The sequence below is a fragment of the Brevundimonas sp. KH_058 genome (assembly GCF_057838505.1).
Map to the genome: position 1 here is coordinate 817,816 of NZ_CM174469.1, position 18,337 is coordinate 836,152.

An 18,337-nucleotide genomic window follows, 5' to 3' on the forward strand; every position below is an offset into this window, starting at 1 on the left:
GGATTCAGCGGCCTTCAGACCAGGCGACGGCGTCAGCGCCGGCTGGTAAAATCATCGGGCAGTTCGGATCGGTTGCTGCTCGGAAGACGGCTCCAGCCACGTCCTGCGAAGTTGTCACCGCGCCGCCCGCTGCATGTTGCTGCATGCCGGCCATCGTCTGTTGAACGAAGTCGGCATAGGCGTCGGGAAAGCCTCCATTGGCCGCGATCCGCACGCGGGCGGTCGTACCGAAATGGGTCATGGGCGCAGCGCCCGGAACGACCACGCGCGCACGGATATTGAACGGGGCAAGTTCCAGATCTGCACATTCCGTCAGCGCGTTCACAGCAGCCTTGCTCGCGCGATAGATCGAGAGAAGCGGCAACGGCTTGAATGTCGTGCTGGAGCTAATGTTGACGATCATGCCCCTCCCCCGGTCGCGCATGCCCGGCAAGACGGCCTGCATCATTGCGACCATCGAGAAGGTATTGGTCTCGAAAACCTGACGCACGGTCTCCATCGATGTCCCCTCCACCGCGTTGAGCCAACCGACGCCGGCATTATTCACCAAAACGTCGATCACGCCGGCATCGGCGATTGCGGCCTTGATGCTTTCCGGATCGGTCACATCAAGCGTCAGAATGCGCAGTCGGTCGGACGCCGGCAAGCTGTTGGCTGAAAGGTCGCGCATTGTCGCGACGACGTTCCAGCCTTTTTCAAGAAAATGGACGGCGGTTTCCCGGCCAAAGCCGGTCGAGCATCCGGTAATCAGAACGGTTTTCATCGAAGATCTCCTGAGATTTTGAAGCGAGAGGTAGCCCGGAGCAGCCGGACGCACTACGTTCGAAAGTCCGAAGTTTTTTAGAATTAGTCCGACAGTGACCGACCCGCTCGCTCAAGTGATCCGCTTGCTCATGCCCAAAGCTTCGTTCTCCAAGCTTGTGACGGGCGCGGGCTTGTGGGCCGTGCAGCCGCCGGGACGGCTGCCGTTCTACTGCGCTGTGCTCGAGGGTCAGTGCGAATTGACAATCAAGGGGCGCGAACCGGTGAGGGTCGCCAAAGGCGATTTCATCCTGGTTCCGGCGTCCCATAGTTTCACGATGACAAGCCTGACGCTTCCTCCTCACGGCTTGGTGTCCGAACCGGTTGAGGTCCGCCCCGGTGAGTTCCACCTGGGAGCGCCGGGGACGCCGGACGTTCGGATGCTGGTCGGGCATTGCGTGTTCGCTTCGAATGACGCGGCGTTACTCGTTTCGCTCTTGCCGGAGTTCGTGATCGTGCGGGGCGAGCGACGATTAACAGCTCTTGTCGAACTTCTGAGAGACGAAGCGAGCGGCCGTCGTCCCGGCCGCGAAACGGTGCTGACCCATCTTTTGGAGGTGCTTTTGATCGAGGCGTTTCGCGCGACGACAAAGCCATTGGCTGCGCCCGGACTGCTGCGCGGGCTTGCCGACGAGCAACTCGCTGCGGCCCTTACGCGGATGCATGCTGAGCCTGGCCGGCCTTGGACGATCGGCGACTTGGCAAAGGAAGCCGCGTTTTCGCGATCGACCTTCTTCGGCCGGTTCCGCCGCGAAGTCGGGATCGCCCCCATGGAGTATTTGCTCGGATGGCGAATGGCGGTCGCCAAGGACCTGTTGCGCGGCGGGGCGCTCAGCGTGAGCGAGGTCGCACGCCGTGTCGGTTACAGCTCGGCCAGCACCTTCTCCGTAGCGTTCTCGCGACATGAGGGATTTGCGCCAGGCTCTTACGCTCGCGGGAAAGCGAACGTCGCGTGACCTTCGCTGGCGCCGCTTGTGCTGACGCTTTTCTTAATCCTCAGCCTTAGCCCGAACAAGAACACTGAAACCCCGAACGGAGGCCTAGCAGAGAGAGGGGCCTCGCGTAGGAGGTGGGGGATGGGATGAGGGTTGGCGTGTGACACGTCACGCCAGAACACAGCGAACACGTCGCGCTGCCGCCCTCGCCTGCCACGCCTTCTCCGCGAGACACCAATGCCGTTCGATCTGACTTTTCCCCGCAGGCCCTGGCTGCTTGCCGGAAGCCTTCTGCTCGCTGGGTTTGTAGCTCTCAGCATTCATGTGGGCATGCTGGCGAGCGGTGTTCCCTTTCCCCTGCCAGAGCCGCCGCGCGTTGCAGTATGGCTACATCAGTCACTGGTCTGTCTCGGGTTGCTTTGCTTCCTCCGCCTGGCCGAGCCGCGCCTCGGGCGCCGCAGCGTTCTGACACGGATCGTGGTCGTGTTTCTTGTGCTTCTCGGCCTGCAGGAGACCTTCCGGGTGGCCATCATGACAAGCGTGGTCACGGGAGGCTGGGAGTATTCTGTGCTGGCGCTTGTAAAGCCGCTCATCCGATGCGCGACGCTCGCTAGTCTCTGCGTGGTCCTGGGGCGTTGGGTGCGGGGTGGAAAGTCGCTGTTCATGATCGCGCTGGCCGCGGGCGCGCTGGCCACGGTGGCGCAGACCTTGGTCAACCTCGCTTTTGCGCCGGTTATGCAGCATTTCGCCGGACTGGCGCGAGGCGACCTCTACGCCTTCCCGTATCCGTTTCACGTAACAGTCAGCGCGTATGTCTCATTCATTGAGGCGCTCGCCGGCGGTACGCTCATGGCGGCTTTGGCTTGGGATGGACTCCCCGGGTCCCGACCGATCCGCCTGCTGGTCCTCGGCGGACTCGCCGCTCTTATCAAGGGGGTTGTGGGCGGGACATTCGTGTACGGGTTTTTCACGGGCGGATCGGTCTGGATCGGCATGTTCAGCTGGAGCCAGTTCCTTCTGGAGTTCCTCGCGTTGGGGATCCTTATTGGTGTCGCTCTGGAGATGTTCGCGTTTTCGGCGTCGTCACGTCTCTCAGCTGAAGCGGATGGGCGGCCAGTCTAACCGCCCCCGGGTTTCAACGTCGTGGACCTTGGGGCATTGACCCACCTGGCCGCCTGTAGAAAACGCCTGCACTGCGCGGCGGCGCCAGTCCACATGGACCAGCAAAGCTAGTCGCCAAAAGATGTCGCCGCTCGGTCGATCCGCTGCATAGGGGAGTTTGCGGTCGACGGCTGCTTCGGCCATTTCAGTGGTCGACGCACGGCGAGGCGGACCTGTGCCCGCTCCGGTCGCTTGAAGCGACACCGTGTCGCCGCTTCCGGGACGCCGCTAATGCTTCACCGTGCAGCCGGTCGGTCTTAAAGACCGAGAGCTTCCTGAGTCTTCAAATGGGCCGGCAGATGGAGCCCGTTACCGTCCGCCTGGCAGCCAGCTTTGCAGGACGCGGCGGACCGCTCCGTTCGACTAAGACATGCGGAACCAGCATCAATCTGCCCGTCCGGCCGTCCGACTCCATGATAGGCAAATGGAGAGAAGGTCATCTCGAGAGGACGACCTTCTCTCGTGTGCTTACGAGCTCGATCGACGACCGGGCTTCAGACCGTGAACTCAGGTCCTGCTGGCGTCTTGATGGACCATGACCCGTCCGCGCTGAAGGAGCGGGATGTGGCGAAGGTATCTTCCATGAACATGAAGGCGACAATCACTCCATTGCGGACCTTGGCATGGATCGCCAGCGGGGAGCGGACGGTCTTGCCCAAGGTATTGGAGGTGTAGGTGAAGTCGCCGAAGACGGCGACGTCCTCGCCTTCGCCGAAGATCGCGGAGATGCTGAAGGCGTCGATCGTCCACCACCTTGCAACGCCAAGGAAGGTTTCGACGTAGGCCTGACGGCCTTTCTGCGTGCCGGTCCAAGGCAAGATTTTCTTGAGATCGGCGTTTTCGAAGTTCAGCGAAATGTAATCAGCGTCCTCAGCGACCAGCCGGTCGGCTGCGGCCTGAACCTTGTCGGGGGCCGTATTGGCCAGGAAGTCGGCGACGATGTCTTTCGGGACGATAGTCATAGGTATCTCCAAAGGGCGGCCGACCTCGGTCCGTTTGTCGAGGACGACAGAGGGCGGCTGTCTATCCCGCTAAGCTCATTCGGATAATCCTCATTAAATCGATGATGATGTTCGGATTTATTGATCAAACCGACCGCGCGATGATAGGCGCACGTGCAGTTTTGACCTGATCGATCCAGGACGTTGAATGACAGAGCCCGGCGCTCCCACGCTCGACCAGTTGAAGGTCTTCATCACCATCGTTGAGACGGGGAGTTTCACCGCGGCCGCACGCAAGCTCGGTCGTGCGACGTCGGTGATCAGTTATTCGGTGGCCAATCTGGAAAACCAGCTCGGCGTCCGGCTCTTTGACCGGACCCAGACCAAGACACCCCAGCTGACCGACGTCGGGCGAACCCTCCTGGCTGAAGCGCGAACCGTTACAAACGGCGTCAACGGCCTGCGCGCCAAGGTCAAGGGACTGGCTCAGGGGCTGGAGCCGGAGGTCAATCTCGCGCTGGACGTGATGCTTCCGGCCGCCCGCGTGACGGACGCCTTGAGGGCGTTCAGCGAGGCCTATCCGACCGTCACCTTGAGCCTCTGCGTCGAGGCGCTCGGCGCCGTTACCCAGATGGTCCTGAACGGTGCAGCGGGTGTGGGCGTCAGCGGCCCGCTGGATGTCGAGATCGCGGGCCTTGAGCGGGTCGGCGTCGGCTATGTGGAATTGGTGCCCGTCGCCGCTCCCACCCATCCGCTCGCGCTGGCCGGCCGAAACCCGCCCGGCGCGGGACGTGACCATGTCCAGCTGGTGCTTACGGACCGATCCTCCCTCACCCAGGGCGTGGAGTATGCGGTCGTCGGAACTCGCACCTGGAGGCTGGCGGACCTCGGCGCCAAACATCTTTTGCTCAAGGAAGGAATCGGCTGGGGCAATATGCCGGAGCCTATGGTCCGCGAGGATCTCGCTTCTGGCCGGCTGGTCCTGCTGGACATGCCGGACGTGCGCGGCGGCCCTTACCGCCTGCAGGCGATCTACCCGAGCAACAACCCGCCGGGACCAGCTGCCCGCTTCCTGATCGAGCGTTTCGAAAGTCAGGCTGTGGGTCATCAACTCCAACGCACGGATCGACTTTAGCCGAAGCCGGCAGCGGCATGCGTTCTGCGATGGGCGATGCGGCGTAGCCGTGAGCGGCCCGGTTCAACGCGTCCAAGGCGCTGAGGGGCTGAACTCGGCAATCACCCTCTCGATGAACAGGCGTGTTTTGGCCGGCACGAGCCGTCCTGGTGGAAGTAGGATCTGGACGTCGCCCTCGTGGTCCATCCGCCAGTCCGGAAGAACACGGACGAGGCGTCCCGCAGCCAGATCCCTGCCGCAAGACCATTCTGAGGCCAGCATAATGCCCCCGCCCTCAAGCGCTGCGAGCACCATGCTGCTGCCATCGTCGGTCCTGAACTGAGCCGGTGCAGGCAAAGTGGCACGTTCGTCGCCCCGGCGAAGACGCCAATCGGGCCAGAAGTTCGGCACCTTCAATCCAAGGCAGCGATGGTCTCGCAAATCATCGGGCGTAGAGGGAGCGCCCGCCTCGGCGAGATACGCAGGCGACGCGCAGAGGACGGTCTGGAAAGATGCAAGGCGCCGAACCACAAGCGAGCTGTCGGCGAGACCGCCGATCCTGATCGCGACATCAAATCCTTCCGCAACCAGGTCGAAATGCCGGTCGCCTAGTTCGAGGTCCATTTCGATCTCGGGGTAGTCGCGAAGAAAAGCAGGCAGCCATGGCACGACCCAAAGCCGCGCAAAGGTTCTCGGCATAGTCACGCGAAGTAAGCCGCGCGGGCGGGCCGCGCCGTCCGATGCCTCGACGTCGGCAGCGGCGAGTTCCGCAAGGATCGTTCGCACTTTTCGCAGATAGGCTGCGCCGCCCTCCGTCAGGCCGACTCGGCGGGTCGTCCGGGCGAATAGCCGCACGCCCAGGCGCCGTTCCAGAGCGTCGATCCGGCGGGACAGGACCGAAGGGTCCTTGCCGAGAAAACGGGCCGCCGCCGCGAAGCCGCCGTGATCAGCGACCGCTACGAAGGCCTCGATCTGATCGAAATAGCCGCCCGTCCTTTCGTGCATTTTTTGCATCGATCCCATGCATCGTGAAGCCATTATCGCCGCCCAAGGCATGGCCTAAATGGCTCTCGAAGTCGATGGCGGAGCCGACCCCCGGTGCGGCCGCCCAACAATCGAAGGGTTGAACTTTGACAACGACAAACAACACCAAGCCGCTCGTTTCGGTCTACGGCGCGACAAGTAAGCAGGGGCGTAGCGTCGCCGCCACGCTTCTGGACAGTGGGCGATTCAGAGTTCGCGCCATCACGCGCAACCGGGACTCGAACGAGGCGCGTGCCCTGGAGCGTCTCGGAGCCGAGATCGGCATTGTGCCAGCAGGACCGGTTCGGCGCGAAGCGCTGGTCGCGGCCTTCGAAGGCTCCGATGGCGTGTACCTGATGACGCCACAGGTGGATCCGCAGGACGGCGTGGAGTTCGCTCTGGGCAAACAGCTGGCCGATGCGGCGGTCGAGGCCGGCGTCGGTCATATCGTCTTCAGCACGCTGGAGAATGCGAAGGCGGTGACTGGCTCTCGGAAGCACGTCCCGCACTTCACGGAGAAGGCGCTCATCGCCGACTACATCCGGAGCTTGCCAGTCTCACATTCGTTCGTAATGCTGGCTTTCTTCTACACGAACTTCCTCGAGTATTACGTTCCGCGCGTGGAAGACGGCAAGCTGCTCATGCCGATCTATCTCCCGGAGGATTTCCGAGCGCCGTTCGTCGATCCCCTCACGGCAACGGGACCGGCCGTGCTCGAACTCTTCTCAGACCCCGGTCGCTACAACGGCCAGACGCTTCCGCTCGTCGGCGACATCCTTTCGCCGCGTGAGATGGTCGAGACCTTCCAGCGTGTGACCGGCATCAAGGCTGAATATCGCAACGCCTACAGCCGCGAGGGCCTCCTTCACTATTTCCCGGACTTCGCGGCCAACGAGCCCCTGGTCGACGAACTGGTCGGAATGGTCGAATACGCGGTCGAGTACGGCTACTTCACCGCGGCCCGTGATCTGGACTGGAGCCGTCGCCTGAACCCGTCGACCCTCACCTGGGAGCAGTTCCTCCTCGCGACCGGGTGGCGGGGAGAGCAGCGGCCATTCGGCGGCTAAGCCGCGCGAGGTCTCTACAGACGGGAGTTGGACATGAACATTCAAGACAACAAGCAGGCGGTGCGCGCGTACCTCGAGCATTTCGGAGAGGCGTCCATTCCGGGTCTCCTGGAGGCCATGACCGAGGATGCGACCTGGTGGATCCTCGGCAAGCCTCACCTTTTTGCCGGCGCGGGCACCAAATCCAGGGACGATATGGCGCGCATCTGGCGCGGTCTCTTCAGTCACATGAAGGACGGGCTCGAGATGACCGTCGTCGGTATGGTCGCAGAGGGTGACCAGGTTGCGGTCGAGATCAGATCTCATGCCGATCTGAACGATGGCAGGGTCTACGAGAACCAGTACCACATGCTCTTTACTATCCGGCGAGGCAAGATCGCCGAGGTCAGGGAGTATGCGGACACTCTTCTGATCGCGGACATGTTCGGCTAATGGCCACCGCAGGTGAATAGGACTGGCGGCGTCTCAGTGCGTTCATTTGGAAGTCGATGTTGGCGAACGGGTCTGCCCGCCTGGGTCAGGTAAGCGTCCTTGCGAGCAGAAGGACAGGGATGGTCGGGATGTTGACGAAGACATGGACGGTGACGGCCGTCCAGATCGAGCCACTCCGGCGGAAGATTTCTCCGGCCGCGAGGCCTACGACGAGGGCTGCGGGAAAGACCATGTTCACCCCGTGAAACAGAGCGAAGATGAAAGCGCCCCCGATAACGCCCACGAGCGGCCCCAACCGAAACAGGGCGCTGGTCACCACCCCCCGGAACAAAAACTCTTCGCCGATGGGCGTAAGCACACTGAGGAAAAGCGTCGAGACCACCAGGGTCCACACCCCGCCGCTCGCGCCGGTCGCATAGACCTCCTGGATGTTGCGATCATCGCCGGTGAGGTGGACCCAAAGCAGAATCGCCAGCCCTTTCGCGACGAAGGTCGCAACGCCGACGCCCGCAGCGATGAGTAGCCATCTAACCGACGTCCCGCGCACGCCGAAGGCAGCCAGAGGCCGTCGTCGCAGCGCCCAGGCCGCGGCGAAGGCCGTGAGCCCGCCGATCCCGGACATGGCCGCGAGGATCAGGCCGAGCAATACGGGGTCGATCTCGGACTTGACCAACACAAGCGAGCCGCCGATCGCCACGACGGCGATGGTGACGAGCCCGATCACAGCCTCCACCCAACCCGGGCGATCGATGTCGACATCTCTGGTCATCATGCCCTTCCTGCGTATCTGGGATCCGGTGAGCCGAATAGGCCGGAGCCGGCGCACGTCCCGTCGCTCAGAGGCACGCGACGATTGTTGAGGTGGGAAACGCACTTCGCCCCGCCACCGGATTATTCCCGCCTGTCGGGCGCCCCGTTCCAATAGCTTGCGAGAGTGGCCTCACTCGCATGCTCTAAATGGAGCGACTTTTTGTAAGGTCGAGCCTGACCAAGCCGTCGGATGATTGCGCCACGCACCGATTACTGAATGATCGGATCACGCTCCGCAGCCTGTTCGGTCGGCCGCAGGAAGAGGGTCTGGGCCCCCACATCCAGCACGCCGGCGAAGCGCGTCAGGACATCCTGACCGACGACACCGTCGATGTCGGCTCCCGTCGCCAGCTTCAGCTGGTCGACCACTGCGCCGAGATCAAGCGTTCTCACCTGATCTATGTCGAGCGGCACGCCCTCAATCACGAAGGACTGTACATTCGCCCGAAAGGCGGTGAACCCGCCGCCCGCGCCACTCGACGCTTCCCCCTCACCTTGAGGGGCCTGTAGAGAGAACTTCTCAAGCCGGCCGTTGTGGACAACGGTTCCTCCCGCGCCGGAATCCACGACGAACTGACCTTGAACGCCGTTGATTGTGACGATCACCGTTTCATGGCCGGTGGACAGCTTGGTCATCTTGATCGGCACGTAGCCATGCTGAGTGAGGTAACCCGCGAGGTCTTGAGCGGACGCCGTCGCGGGCGCCAAGGCTGCGCTTGCGGAGAGAACCGCCAGCGCAGCGACAAGTGAAGCGGATCTTGAAAACATGCCGGTGATTGCGCAGCCCTAACTAGGACGCACCTCAGCCAGCGCGTAGGCGCCCACACAGCGACGCTGCGTCGCCATCTGAGCAACACGGGTCATAAAGCGCGAGCAAGGACAGTTTTGGGCAAACACCACACGTATGTCTGATGTTTCAGGGCCCTGCCGGCGCAATCAAACGCACCAGTCGGTCAGCCCAGATAAGCAACGCCGAGAGCGGAAATGGCGCGACGGCGAAGCTTCGCCCAGTCGACTGGCCGGCGACTAGCGGCCGCCCTCAGGCGGAACGCCAAACCTGTTCCGGACCCACGTCAAATAGAGTCCGTAGGGGCGGCCTAGCACCAGCATCATGACCACCGCTCCAGCCACCCCAAAGAGGAGCGATCTCCCTGCTGCTCCGCTAATGAAGATGATCGCCGCATAGATGGGCGCCTGGAAACTCATCAACGCAAGGGCGTCCCAGACGAACTGCGAAATCCTGTCGGGCCGGGCGCGCTGCAGCAGCCAGTCCCGCCAAAGGCCATAGGGCCTAGCGACTGGAACCATCAGGACCGCCCCGAGCACGCGCGCGTTCAAAACTTCGCTCCAGCTCATACCGGCGATCCAGCGCTCGTTGATGATCCCCGTGAGGGTGAAGAATGACAGGAGGGCCGTAGTGTCGGCCGCAAACCGCCGCAGGTCGTGTTTTGAGGAGCGTGAGCCAGTCATTTTGGTCTCGATAAGGAAATGGCCCGCTTGAACAGGCGGCGAGGACTGCCGCTGGGTGATGGGGAATGCACTTGATTGCTTGCGCGTTTGAAAAGGGGATGAGACCTGCAGTCGCTCGTCAAAGCCTCCTGCCAACGCGCGGACGTCGATACCGTAAAGGTCGCGATAGCGCGCGCGACGCGAAAGAAGCAGCTCCGCCGTCCGACGGCCCACACGACGAACCCGGAGATCGCGACGCGGGCGATCGGCATTGTATTCTCCCTGGGTAAGAGACGAACGCAGGCATCGCGGATCTCGTCTTTGGTTTCGGCTTAGTAGAAGCCTTCGAGGACAATCTTTCCCTTGGCGCTTCCGCTCTCAAGCAGGGCGTGGACGCGCTTCAGATTGACGGCGTTGATCGGCGAAAGGCGCTCGCTCAGGGTGGTGCGGATATGTCCTGCGTCGGCGAGATCGGCGACGGCGTTCAGGATCGCCCCCTGGTCGGCCATGTCGGGTGTCTGGAAGATCGAACGGGTGAACATGAGTTCGTGGTGAATGGAGACGGCCTTGCGCTTGAACGCCATGGCGTCGAAGCTTTCCGGATCGTCGATCAGAGCAAACCGGCCTTGCGGCGCGATGAGTTCAACGACCTCGGCGACGTGCTGGTCGGTATGGGTGGTCGAGAAGACGAAGGCTGGGGCTCCCAGCGTGAGTTCGGCGATCTGGGCGGCGAGCGGCCGCGAATGGTCGATCACATGATGGGCGCCCTGAGCGTGAGCCCAGTCCCGTGTCTCCTGACGCGACGCCGTGGCGATGACGGTCAGGTCCGTGCGCTGGCGGGCGATCTGGATCGCGATTGATCCGACACCGCCTGCCCCGCCGATAATGAGGATGGCGGGCGCCGCGCCGGGAACCGGGCGGGTGACATCCAGCCTGTCGAAGAGCGTCTCCCAGGCCGTCAAGGCCGTGAGCGGAAGCGCCGCGGCCTCGGCCCAGTCCAGCGACGACGGCTTGCGGGCCACGATGCGTTCGTCGACCAGGTGAAACTCGGCGTTCGCACCCGGCCGCGTGATCGACCCGGCGTAGAAGACCTCGTCTCCCGGTTTGAAGCCGGTCACGTCCGATCCGGTCGCGGTGACGACGCCCGCCACGTCCCAGCCGAGCACCTTCCACGTGTCGCCGCCGGATGGAGCCGTGCTGCGGCGGACCTTGTAGTCCACCGGGTTGACGGACACCGCTCTGACTTCGACGAGGAGGTCGCGCCCGATCGGGGTCGGTTTCGCAAGATCGATGTCGACCAGCGCGTCGGCGTCGGTGATCGGGCCGGGCGACCGGTATCCAATGGCTTTCAAGATGGGGCTCCAATGTTTGAGAGGTGACGAGAGACCCGGCGCTCTGTGGCGCGCCGGGTCAGAGTTAGAGACGAGTTGCTTGGTCTGCTTGCGCTGGACATGGCGATCACCGCGTCAGCACTTTCGCCCTAGCCGTTCATGGTTCTCGGGCCCCGTGACCGGGCGTCCGTTGACAGTGTGTCCGTCGGCATGTGCAGAACGACAGGCTCCTCCGCCAGGAAGGGCGCGAGAGCGGATATGAACCGCTCGTGCGCTGGGCTCGGCTCGAAGCCCTGGATGTGGGCCTCCAAGTCGCGCCACTCGACCTGAAGCAGATAGAGCCCTGCCTCGTCGAGCGTTGGCGCCAGACAGTGCTGCACATAGCCATCCGCGCCGGCCAAGAGAGAAACAACGCTGGCGAAGGCCGCTTCGAACTCGAGGCTGCGGCCCTGGTCAACGCGTAAGATCGCGAGCTCCGTTACCATTTTGCCTCTCCTGACAAGGGGCCGGCGTTCTCCTGGCAAGCTGTGGCTGTTTGAGCCGTCACTGGCCTTTCTCCTGGCCGGGCAGGCTGACAGTCTCGCCCACGACGTCGATCACGACCTTGCCTCGCAAGCCCCGGACGGAGCCGTTCTCCAGCAGATCGTGCGCCTCTCCCATGCGCGCCAGCGGCAGGATCGCCCCGACGACAGGCTTCACCAGGCCGCGCTCGACGAGCGTGGTGAGCGCGTCCAGCTTGCCCTGGTTCTGGCGGGTGAAGACGAAGTGGTAGGATGCGTTCTTGCCCCAGGCCTCGATCAGGTTCTGCGGTTGAGCGATGTCGACGAGACTGACCACACGACCGAACGGGGCCAGCGTCAGAGGGCTTCTCGTGAGGGTGTCGCCTCCGATCGTGTCAAAGACGACATTAACGCCGATGCCGTCCGTCAGCCGGGAGACCTCCTTGACGTAGTCACTGGTGGTGAAGTCGATCGCATCGTCAGCGCCCAGGGACCGTACGAAATCGTGGTCCTTGGCCAGCGCCGTCGTGATCACCCGCGCGCCGATCGCCTTGGCGATCTGGATGGCGAGCGTGCCCACGCCGCCGGCCCCGCCGTGAATGAGGATGTTCTCGCCGACGCTCAGTTTCGCGCGCTCGACAAAGGCCTCCCAGACGGTGCCGCCCGCCAGCGTCAGGCTGGCGGCCTCGAGGTGGGTCAGGTTGCGCGGCTTGCGAGCGACCAGTTCCACGTCGGCGACATGCTGCTCGGCATAGGAGCCGAAGCCGCCGAAGATCTTCGGCGTGTAATAGACCTCATCGCCCGGGGTGAATTCGCAGACCTCCGATCCGACCTCTTCAACGACGCCGGAAATGTCGTGACCGGTGATGGCGGGCAGCGGGACGTAGTCTTTGTAGTCGCCGCGGCGGATCTGGTAGTCGAGAGGGTTCAGGGCTGTGGCGTGAACCCGCACTCGTACCTGCCGCGATCCGACAGGCGGCACAGGCACGTCTCGCAGCTCGAACGAGTCAGGCCCCCCGAAGCGGGTGAGCACGGCGGCTTTCATGGTCTTGGTCATGGTGTTCTCTTTCTTTGAATGGATGGATGGGGAGGATCAGCGGTCCCGAACGGGGCTCTCGGCGCCGACGCCGGCCGGTGAGCGCGTCTGCAGCTCCCGGGTGACGAAGATCGGCGCGGACTTGCCTTGAGGACCGAAGTGGCGAAGTTCACGGACCGTTTCGACGCGGGTTTCACCGGTCATAGCCGGCCTGGGCGAACCGGGACCCGTGGCGCAGGCGCTGAGCAGCGAGACCGTCGCCAGCAGCCCGATGGCGGAAAAGGATCGCCTCGATTTCCCGTGGCGCTGCGCCGAGATGAGAGCTGGAGTCACGTCCGAACGACCGGGCGCTGCGAGGTTTTGGATCAGCATGGTCTGTTCCTTTGATTTGCGGCCCGGTTCAGTCCGGCGCCTTGTGGACGCTATTTGACTTCCCGGACTGGCCACGGGTAGCTGGGTCGTTCTAGGATCAGCTTCAAAGAACTGTTGAAAGTCGATCCGTGGACGTTGATGACCTGAACCTCTTCGTCCGCATTGCCCGGCTTCGGAGCATCAGCGCGGCGGCCCGCGACATCGGCGCTACGCCGGCGAGCGCGAGCGCCCGGCTGGCGGCGCTGGAGAAGCGGCTCGGCGCCCGACTTCTTCATCGGACGACACGGCAAGTCACCCTGACGGAGGACGGTCTGGCCTTCCTCCCGCATGCGGAGAATGTCGTGTTCGCAGCAGAAGCCGCCCAGGCGGCGCTTGGACGCGAGAACGCCACGCCTCGCGGCACGCTGCGCATCGCCGCCCCGGCCTCGTTCGCCCGGCTGCATATCGTGCCCGCGCTGACCGAGTTCTGCAGTCGGTACCCCGATCTGGCCATCGACTTGCGGATCTCGGACAGCGTCGTCGACCTGGTCGAAGGCGCCTTTGACGTGGCGGTCCGCTACGCCGATCTTGGCGACTCCTCCTTCGTGGCGCGCAGGCTCGCGCCCGACCGGCGCGTCCTGGTGGCCTCGCCGGGCTACATCGAGCGACACGGACGACCACGCACCCCTCACGACCTCTCGGGCCACGCGTGTCTCGCTGTGGGTACGCTCGATCTCTGGACCTTCCGGGGCAAAGACGGCGAGACGATCGAGCGGCGCGTGGAGCCCAGCCTGCGCATCAATGACGGCGAGGCGGTCCGGGACGCCGCCGCCGCGGGGCTGGGTATCGCCCTGATGGCGACGTGGTGCGCAGCGGACGAACTTCGCTCGGGCGAGCTCTTGCCGGTCCTCACGGAGTTTCCGTTGATTTCGACGCAGACGCTCTGGGCGCTGTATCCCAGCTCTCGCGAACTGGCCCCAAAGGTGAGGGTCCTGATCGACTGGCTGACCGAACGGTTCGGGCCCCATCCGTACTGGGACGAGGGTCTCGAGACGCTTCTTCGGGCCCCATGAGGCGAACGGTCGGCCGCCCGCTCACGATCTTGGCGCGCTAGGCGAGATCCTGCAGCAAGGACGGGATCAGTTCTGACACCGTCGGATGGATCGGCACGGCCCAGCGCAAGGCTTCTATGGTCTGGCCTGCGCTCATCATGTCCAGAATGCCGTGGATCGCCTCATCTCCGCCGACGCCCAGGATCGCCGCGCCGAGTATGCGGCGGCTGTCCGCGTCGGCGACCACCTTCATAAAGCCCTGCGTTTCGCCCTTCTCGACCGCCCGTCCGACACGGGTCATCGGCCGTTTGGCGTGCAGCAACCGGAGCCCGGTCTTGCTCGCCTCTGCGTCCGTCAGTCCGACCCGCGCCAGCGGCGGATCAATATAGAGCGCATAGCCGGGCAGCCTCTGGGTGACGCGGCGGTCTTCCCCATCCAGGAGGTTGGCCGCGACGATCTCGAAGTCATTGTAGGCGGTGTGAGTGAAGGCGCCGCGCCCGTTGCAGTCGCCAAGCGCCCAGATCCCGGGCGCCGAGGTGCGGAGCTGGTCATCAACGGTGATGTAGCCCCGCCCATCTGTCGTGACGCCGGCGGCCTCCAGACCGAGGTCATCCGTGTTGGGCCGGCGTCCGATCGCCAGCAAGACGTGGCTGCCCACGGTCGCGGGAGAGCCTTCGGCGCAGTCGACCGATACCGACACCCCCTCATCCGCCGCCGCCGCGGCGAAGCCAATGCAGTTCGCTGCGGTGCGCACCACGATCCCTTCCGCTTCGAGGATCTCGCGGACGGCTTGGGATACGTCGGGGTCCTCGCGAGAAATCAGGCGATCGGACCGCTCTACGATCGTGACCTCAGAGCCGAACCGGCGATACATCTGGGCGAACTCCAGGCCGATGTAGCTGCCGCCGACCACGACCAGATGCCGCGGCAAGACGTCGAGAGCGACCATGCCGGTGTTGGTCAGGTGGAAAACGTCGCTGAGCCCGGGCATATCAGGCACGGACGCCCGGCCGCCGACATTGATAAAGATACGCGCCGCCTTCAGCCGCCGACCCTGAACGACGACCGTGTCCGCGCTTTCGAACCTGGCGTGGCCCCGGATCAGCTCAACCTTGTCCATTCCGGCAAGCCACGCCTCCTGGCTCTTGCGGGAGTCGAGCGTGACCTTCAAAGCGCGCGCAGCGACGGCAGCCATGTCCACCACGACTTCGCCGGCCGAGAAGCCGTAGTCGCTGCCCCGTCGCGCGGTGCGCACGGCTTGGGCGCTGGCGACGAGGGTCTTGGTCGGTTTGCATCCCGTGTTCACGCAGGTGCCGCCGACGAGGTGGCGCTCTATGATCGCGATCGTCATCCCGGCCGCATTCAGCCGTCCGGCAAGCGCGGGGCCCGCCTGGCCGGCCCCAATGATGATGGCGTCGAACTGTTGCGGCGCGACGAGGTCAGGCTTGGTCGACATGCAAGGTCCTTAGGCCGGGTGGGAAGGCGACGCCCGGCATCCGAAGCCTTGCGCCAGACGATGGGGCCGCCACGGATATCTACCATATTCGCGCGCCCTCGCGGTCGATCGAAGACTCTGATCAGACAACCGCTGCGAACGGAAGGGCGACGCGACAGCGATCCGCAGCACCCGAACGGCCGAGATCCAGCCTGGCTGCGCCAGGCCGGATCAAGCGGTCCGCGATCGCTCTGACAGTCATCGGACATTATCCCCTTGGGACCGCTCCTGAAAAAGGCAGGGAGCCACGGCAGCGCGTCGAGCGTGAAGATCGCCTCCTACGAGGCGATCTTCATTTCGTCCTCATTGATCGACGTAGTAGCTATCGAAGTGGTTCGATGGCGACCAGGCGGGCAGAGCCGCCGGCAGTCGAGGCGACAGATCGCCGTAATCCTCGGCCCCAAACACGACCCGGCCGTCCATGACGGTCAGGACCGAAGAGATGGATTCGATCTCTTCGTCTGGCACCGAGAAATAGTCCCGGTCCAGCAGAGCGAAGTCCGCCAGGTTCCCGGGCGCGATCGCCCCGAGCTCGGCCTCCGCATCCATGAACCAGGCTCCGCCCCTGGTGAACAGTTCCAGCGCCTCGGTTCGGGACAGGCGGTTGTCGTCGGCGAGAGCCTGGGCCCCCGACACGGACTTGCCGGTGACCATCCAGCTGATCCCGACCCAGGGATTGAAGGTGGCTGCCCGCAACCCGTCGGTCGTCATGGCCACAGGGATATCGCTATCGACCAGCATCCGCAGGCGCGGCGTCTGAAGCGCGAGCTCGCGGCCGTGGGTCGCGATGAAGCCATCGGCATGGAGCGCCATCTTGGCGTCGAGAGCGATACCGCCCCCAAGGCGGCTCACTCTTTCGATGTTTTGCGGGCTGATGGTCTCGGCGTGCTCGAGGCTCCACATCAGGCCGTCGAGCGGCACGGTCTCGTTCACCTTCTCCAGAGCCTCGAGGAAGGGGGTGATGTTCTCGTTGTAGGTGGCATGCATCCGGAAGGGGATGCGCCGCGCGATCAGTCTCGCCACATCCTGCTCGACGAAGCGCTGCATCTTCTCGGGGTCTATGATGATCGCCGGACGATCGAAGTTCTCATGGTCATGCAGTTCGGCGTTCAGGACCTCCCCGGCCCCCCGATACTCGTGGCCGTGTTCAAGGGTGGGATGCAGGTTCTGTCCCGCGCTGATCGGCGCTTTCTCCGTGATCGCCTCGATCTGAAGGTCGACCATGTTCCCGCCGCCAAGTTGCAGGTCCACGAAGGGCAGACGTACGTTCAGGCGGTTGTCGCGGGCCAGGACATCGACCCGGGTCTGGGCCTCAGGGTAGCCCCACCGGCTGCCGTTATCGATCACCGACGTGACACCGACCCGGTTCAGAGCCTGGACGCTGTAGACGATCGAGCTGACCTGTTCGTCGAAACTGAGCTGCGGCACCATCGTCTCGAAGGCGACGAACACCCAGGTGTTGCCGTGGACGACGCCCGTCGGGCGGCCGTTGCTGTCGGTCTCGAACTCGATGTCCGGCACTTGCGGGAACCGATCGGTGCCGACGCCCAGCGTTTCCATGGCCTGCTTGTTCAGGAAGGCGCGGTTATAGGCGTACTGAACGATCGCCGGACGGTTGGGGACGGCCTCAGCCAATTCGGCGAGCGTTGGAAACCGGTTCTCCTCGAACTGGTAGGGCGACCAGCCGCCGATCACCTTGACCCATTGGCCCTCTGGCGTGCGACCCGCCTGCTCGCTGAGCATGGCCAAGGCCTCCCGCAGCGTCGGCACTCCGTCCCATCGCACATTGGAGTTGAAGGCCAAGTCGTTGAGGATGTGCGTGTGCGCATCGATGATGCCAGGGATCAATCGACGGCTGCCTGCATCGATCACCTGGGTTTGCGCGTTCGTCAGGCCGCGGATGTCCGCATCTGACCCGACGGAATAGATCCGTCCATCCTTGACGGCCAGGGCCGAAGCTTCGGGTTGCGCTCGGTTGCCGGTGTAGATCCGCGCATTGATCACGATCAGATCGGCGCCAGGGTCAACCGGCGCGGTTTGCGCCTGGGCCGTCGTGAACGAGACGCTCGCAACGGCGGCGATAAATAATTTCCTGATCATGATGTCCTCAGCCAGCTATGCGGTGATTTGGGCCGTCCTCGTCTGCGAGCGATAGGCCGCATGCACGGCACACCGTGTCGCGCACCGGGGAACGGCGCGCGCCAGTTACTGGCGGCGCGCTTGCGTTGACCCCCGTCGATGACGTTCCGGAAAAAGCGACACAGCTACGCAGTCCCCCACGCTATTGCGCAGGTCTGAAGCGGAACACAGTTCCCCCGTCGCCAACCGGACCCGAAGGGGCTGCACGCTCATGAAAACTCTATCGAGACCTGAAGGCCAAACGGCCGCCGCCTCGGTGCAGGCCGAAATCGAACAGGTGTTGCAGACTTACGAGACAGCGCTGAACGCCTCGGACACCGACACCGTCCTGACCGTGTTTGCAGCCGACGGTGTCTTCATGGCTCCGAACACTCCCTCGATCATCGGCGCCGATGCGATCCGGGGCGCCTACGCTGGCCTCTTCCAGGCGATCACGTTCGACACCGAGTTGACGGTCGAAGAAGTCGTGCAGGTCGCGCCGGACTGGGCGTTCGTCCGGACAAGCTCGAACGGACATGTGACGGTGAATGCGATCCAACAGCGCGTCCCCGACGCCAATCACGAACTGTTCGTCTTCCACAAGGGTGACGACACGGCCTGGAAGATCGCGCGCTACTCGTTCGCGACCACGAACCCGCTACCGCAGTCGTAGGGACGACGTCCGGACCTCTGAGGAGGGCAAAGGGCCGCCAGACGCTCC

At 63.8% G+C, this 18,337-nt stretch carries 19 protein-coding genes; 7 read left to right on the plus strand and 12 right to left on the minus strand.

Annotation, left to right across the window (positions count from 1 at the left end; genetic code table 11):
- Positions 1 to 4: 4 nt before the first annotated feature.
- The gene (locus tag AC3ISA_RS03845; RefSeq protein WP_489179407.1) at positions 5 to 763 is read right to left on the minus strand and encodes an SDR family oxidoreductase; all 759 of its coding nucleotides are present in this window, start codon (positions 761 to 763) and stop codon (positions 5 to 7) included.
- 94 nt (positions 764 to 857) lie between these two features.
- Here AC3ISA_RS03845 and AC3ISA_RS03850 point away from each other — a divergent pair, with 94 nt between their 5' ends.
- Both AC3ISA_RS03850 and AC3ISA_RS03855 read left to right on the plus strand, forming a co-directional pair.
- Positions 858 to 1,757, plus strand: a complete 900-nt coding sequence (locus AC3ISA_RS03850) for an AraC family transcriptional regulator (RefSeq protein ID WP_489179408.1) — start codon at positions 858 to 860, stop codon at positions 1,755 to 1,757.
- A 216-nt stretch (positions 1,758 to 1,973) separates the two neighbouring features.
- Complete coding sequence (locus AC3ISA_RS03855) at positions 1,974 to 2,858, plus strand: hypothetical protein (RefSeq protein ID WP_489179409.1); 885 nt, start codon at positions 1,974 to 1,976, stop codon at positions 2,856 to 2,858.
- 533 nt (positions 2,859 to 3,391) lie between these two features.
- On the opposite strand, the gene AC3ISA_RS03860 is transcribed toward AC3ISA_RS03855, so the two are convergent.
- The gene (locus tag AC3ISA_RS03860) at positions 3,392 to 3,859 is read right to left on the minus strand and encodes a nuclear transport factor 2 family protein (protein WP_489179410.1); all 468 of its coding nucleotides are present in this window, start codon (positions 3,857 to 3,859) and stop codon (positions 3,392 to 3,394) included.
- 187 nt (positions 3,860 to 4,046) lie between these two features.
- Here AC3ISA_RS03860 and AC3ISA_RS03865 point away from each other — a divergent pair, with 187 nt between their 5' ends.
- Positions 4,047 to 4,973 (plus strand): LysR family transcriptional regulator, encoded by a 927-nt coding sequence (locus tag AC3ISA_RS03865; RefSeq protein WP_489179411.1) that lies wholly within the window; start codon positions 4,047 to 4,049, stop codon positions 4,971 to 4,973.
- Positions 4,974 to 5,036: 63 nt separating this feature from the next.
- On the opposite strand, the gene AC3ISA_RS03870 is transcribed toward AC3ISA_RS03865, so the two are convergent.
- Positions 5,037 to 5,966, minus strand: coding sequence for a LysR family transcriptional regulator (locus AC3ISA_RS03870; RefSeq protein WP_489179412.1), 930 nt, complete (start codon positions 5,964 to 5,966; stop codon positions 5,037 to 5,039).
- A 116-nt stretch (positions 5,967 to 6,082) separates the two neighbouring features.
- On the opposite strand from AC3ISA_RS03870, the gene AC3ISA_RS03875 reads away from it, so the two are divergent.
- Both AC3ISA_RS03875 and AC3ISA_RS03880 read left to right on the plus strand, forming a co-directional pair.
- Positions 6,083 to 7,042, plus strand: a complete 960-nt coding sequence (locus AC3ISA_RS03875; RefSeq protein ID WP_489179413.1) for an NmrA/HSCARG family protein — start codon at positions 6,083 to 6,085, stop codon at positions 7,040 to 7,042.
- A gap of 33 nt (positions 7,043 to 7,075) precedes the next feature.
- Positions 7,076 to 7,474 (plus strand): nuclear transport factor 2 family protein, encoded by a 399-nt coding sequence (locus AC3ISA_RS03880; RefSeq protein WP_489179414.1) that lies wholly within the window; start codon positions 7,076 to 7,078, stop codon positions 7,472 to 7,474.
- 85 nt (positions 7,475 to 7,559) lie between these two features.
- On the opposite strand, the gene AC3ISA_RS03885 is transcribed toward AC3ISA_RS03880, so the two are convergent.
- From AC3ISA_RS03885 to AC3ISA_RS03915, 7 genes are all read right to left on the minus strand, one after another.
- Positions 7,560 to 8,246, minus strand: coding sequence for a CPBP family intramembrane glutamic endopeptidase (locus tag AC3ISA_RS03885; protein ID WP_489179415.1), 687 nt, complete (start codon positions 8,244 to 8,246; stop codon positions 7,560 to 7,562).
- Between the two features lie 248 nt (positions 8,247 to 8,494).
- Positions 8,495 to 8,992 (minus strand): aspartyl protease family protein, encoded by a 498-nt coding sequence (locus tag AC3ISA_RS03890; RefSeq protein ID WP_489179416.1) that lies wholly within the window; start codon positions 8,990 to 8,992, stop codon positions 8,495 to 8,497.
- A gap of 318 nt (positions 8,993 to 9,310) precedes the next feature.
- Complete coding sequence (alaE, locus tag AC3ISA_RS03895) at positions 9,311 to 9,967, minus strand: L-alanine exporter AlaE (RefSeq protein WP_489179417.1); 657 nt, start codon at positions 9,965 to 9,967, stop codon at positions 9,311 to 9,313.
- 98 nt (positions 9,968 to 10,065) lie between these two features.
- Entirely contained in the window at positions 10,066 to 11,085 is a 1,020-nt protein-coding gene (locus AC3ISA_RS03900; protein ID WP_489179418.1) for a zinc-binding alcohol dehydrogenase family protein, read from the minus strand.
- Positions 11,086 to 11,213: 128 nt separating this feature from the next.
- Positions 11,214 to 11,549: an antibiotic biosynthesis monooxygenase family protein gene (locus tag AC3ISA_RS03905; protein WP_489179419.1), complete on the minus strand. Its 336-nt coding sequence runs from the start codon at positions 11,547 to 11,549 to the stop codon at positions 11,214 to 11,216.
- Between the two features lie 58 nt (positions 11,550 to 11,607).
- On the minus strand, positions 11,608 to 12,621 hold the full coding sequence (locus AC3ISA_RS03910; protein WP_489179420.1) for a zinc-dependent alcohol dehydrogenase family protein: 1,014 nt from the start codon (positions 12,619 to 12,621) through the stop codon (positions 11,608 to 11,610).
- 36 nt (positions 12,622 to 12,657) lie between these two features.
- Complete coding sequence (locus AC3ISA_RS03915) at positions 12,658 to 12,972, minus strand: hypothetical protein (protein ID WP_489179421.1); 315 nt, start codon at positions 12,970 to 12,972, stop codon at positions 12,658 to 12,660.
- 128 nt (positions 12,973 to 13,100) lie between these two features.
- On the opposite strand from AC3ISA_RS03915, the gene AC3ISA_RS03920 reads away from it, so the two are divergent.
- A complete protein-coding gene (locus tag AC3ISA_RS03920; protein WP_489179422.1) occupies positions 13,101 to 14,024 on the plus strand; it encodes a LysR family transcriptional regulator in 924 nt (307 codons plus the stop codon).
- A gap of 37 nt (positions 14,025 to 14,061) precedes the next feature.
- On the opposite strand, the gene AC3ISA_RS03925 is transcribed toward AC3ISA_RS03920, so the two are convergent.
- Positions 14,062 to 15,459 carry an FAD-containing oxidoreductase gene (locus AC3ISA_RS03925; protein ID WP_489179423.1) on the minus strand — a complete coding sequence of 466 codons (1,398 nt, stop codon included), beginning with the start codon at positions 15,457 to 15,459 and terminating at the stop codon, positions 14,062 to 14,064.
- 342 nt (positions 15,460 to 15,801) lie between these two features.
- A complete protein-coding gene (locus AC3ISA_RS03930; RefSeq protein ID WP_489179424.1) occupies positions 15,802 to 17,598 on the minus strand; it encodes an amidohydrolase in 1,797 nt (598 codons plus the stop codon).
- Positions 17,599 to 17,848: 250 nt separating this feature from the next.
- Between AC3ISA_RS03930 and AC3ISA_RS03935 the strand changes: the two genes are divergently transcribed.
- Positions 17,849 to 18,289, plus strand: a complete 441-nt coding sequence (locus AC3ISA_RS03935; protein WP_489179425.1) for a YybH family protein — start codon at positions 17,849 to 17,851, stop codon at positions 18,287 to 18,289.
- The last annotated feature ends 48 nt before the right edge of the window (positions 18,290 to 18,337 follow it).

Excerpts from the sequence above, each read along its gene's own strand:
- AC3ISA_RS03845 (WP_489179407.1), bottom strand. The coding sequence starts at position 763 with ATGAAAACCGTTCTGATTACCGGATGCTCGACCGGCTTTGGCCGGGAA.
- AC3ISA_RS03855 (WP_489179409.1), top strand. The coding sequence starts at position 1,974 with ATGCCGTTCGATCTGACTTTTCCCCGCAGGCCCTGGCTGCTTGCCGGA.
- AC3ISA_RS03860 (WP_489179410.1), bottom strand. The coding sequence starts at position 3,859 with ATGACTATCGTCCCGAAAGACATCGTCGCCGACTTCCTGGCCAATACG.
- AC3ISA_RS03865 (WP_489179411.1), top strand. The coding sequence starts at position 4,047 with ATGACAGAGCCCGGCGCTCCCACGCTCGACCAGTTGAAGGTCTTCATC.
- AC3ISA_RS03870 (WP_489179412.1), bottom strand. The coding sequence starts at position 5,966 with ATGCAAAAAATGCACGAAAGGACGGGCGGCTATTTCGATCAGATCGAG.
- AC3ISA_RS03880 (WP_489179414.1), top strand. The coding sequence starts at position 7,076 with ATGAACATTCAAGACAACAAGCAGGCGGTGCGCGCGTACCTCGAGCAT.
- AC3ISA_RS03885 (WP_489179415.1), bottom strand. The coding sequence starts at position 8,246 with ATGATGACCAGAGATGTCGACATCGATCGCCCGGGTTGGGTGGAGGCT.
- AC3ISA_RS03905 (WP_489179419.1), bottom strand. The coding sequence starts at position 11,549 with ATGGTAACGGAGCTCGCGATCTTACGCGTTGACCAGGGCCGCAGCCTC.
- AC3ISA_RS03910 (WP_489179420.1), bottom strand. The coding sequence starts at position 12,621 with ATGACCAAGACCATGAAAGCCGCCGTGCTCACCCGCTTCGGGGGGCCT.
- AC3ISA_RS03915 (WP_489179421.1), bottom strand. The coding sequence starts at position 12,972 with ATGCTGATCCAAAACCTCGCAGCGCCCGGTCGTTCGGACGTGACTCCA.
- AC3ISA_RS03925 (WP_489179423.1), bottom strand. The coding sequence starts at position 15,459 with ATGTCGACCAAGCCTGACCTCGTCGCGCCGCAACAGTTCGACGCCATC.
- AC3ISA_RS03930 (WP_489179424.1), bottom strand. The coding sequence starts at position 17,598 with ATGATCAGGAAATTATTTATCGCCGCCGTTGCGAGCGTCTCGTTCACG.
- AC3ISA_RS03935 (WP_489179425.1), top strand. The coding sequence starts at position 17,849 with ATGAAAACTCTATCGAGACCTGAAGGCCAAACGGCCGCCGCCTCGGTG.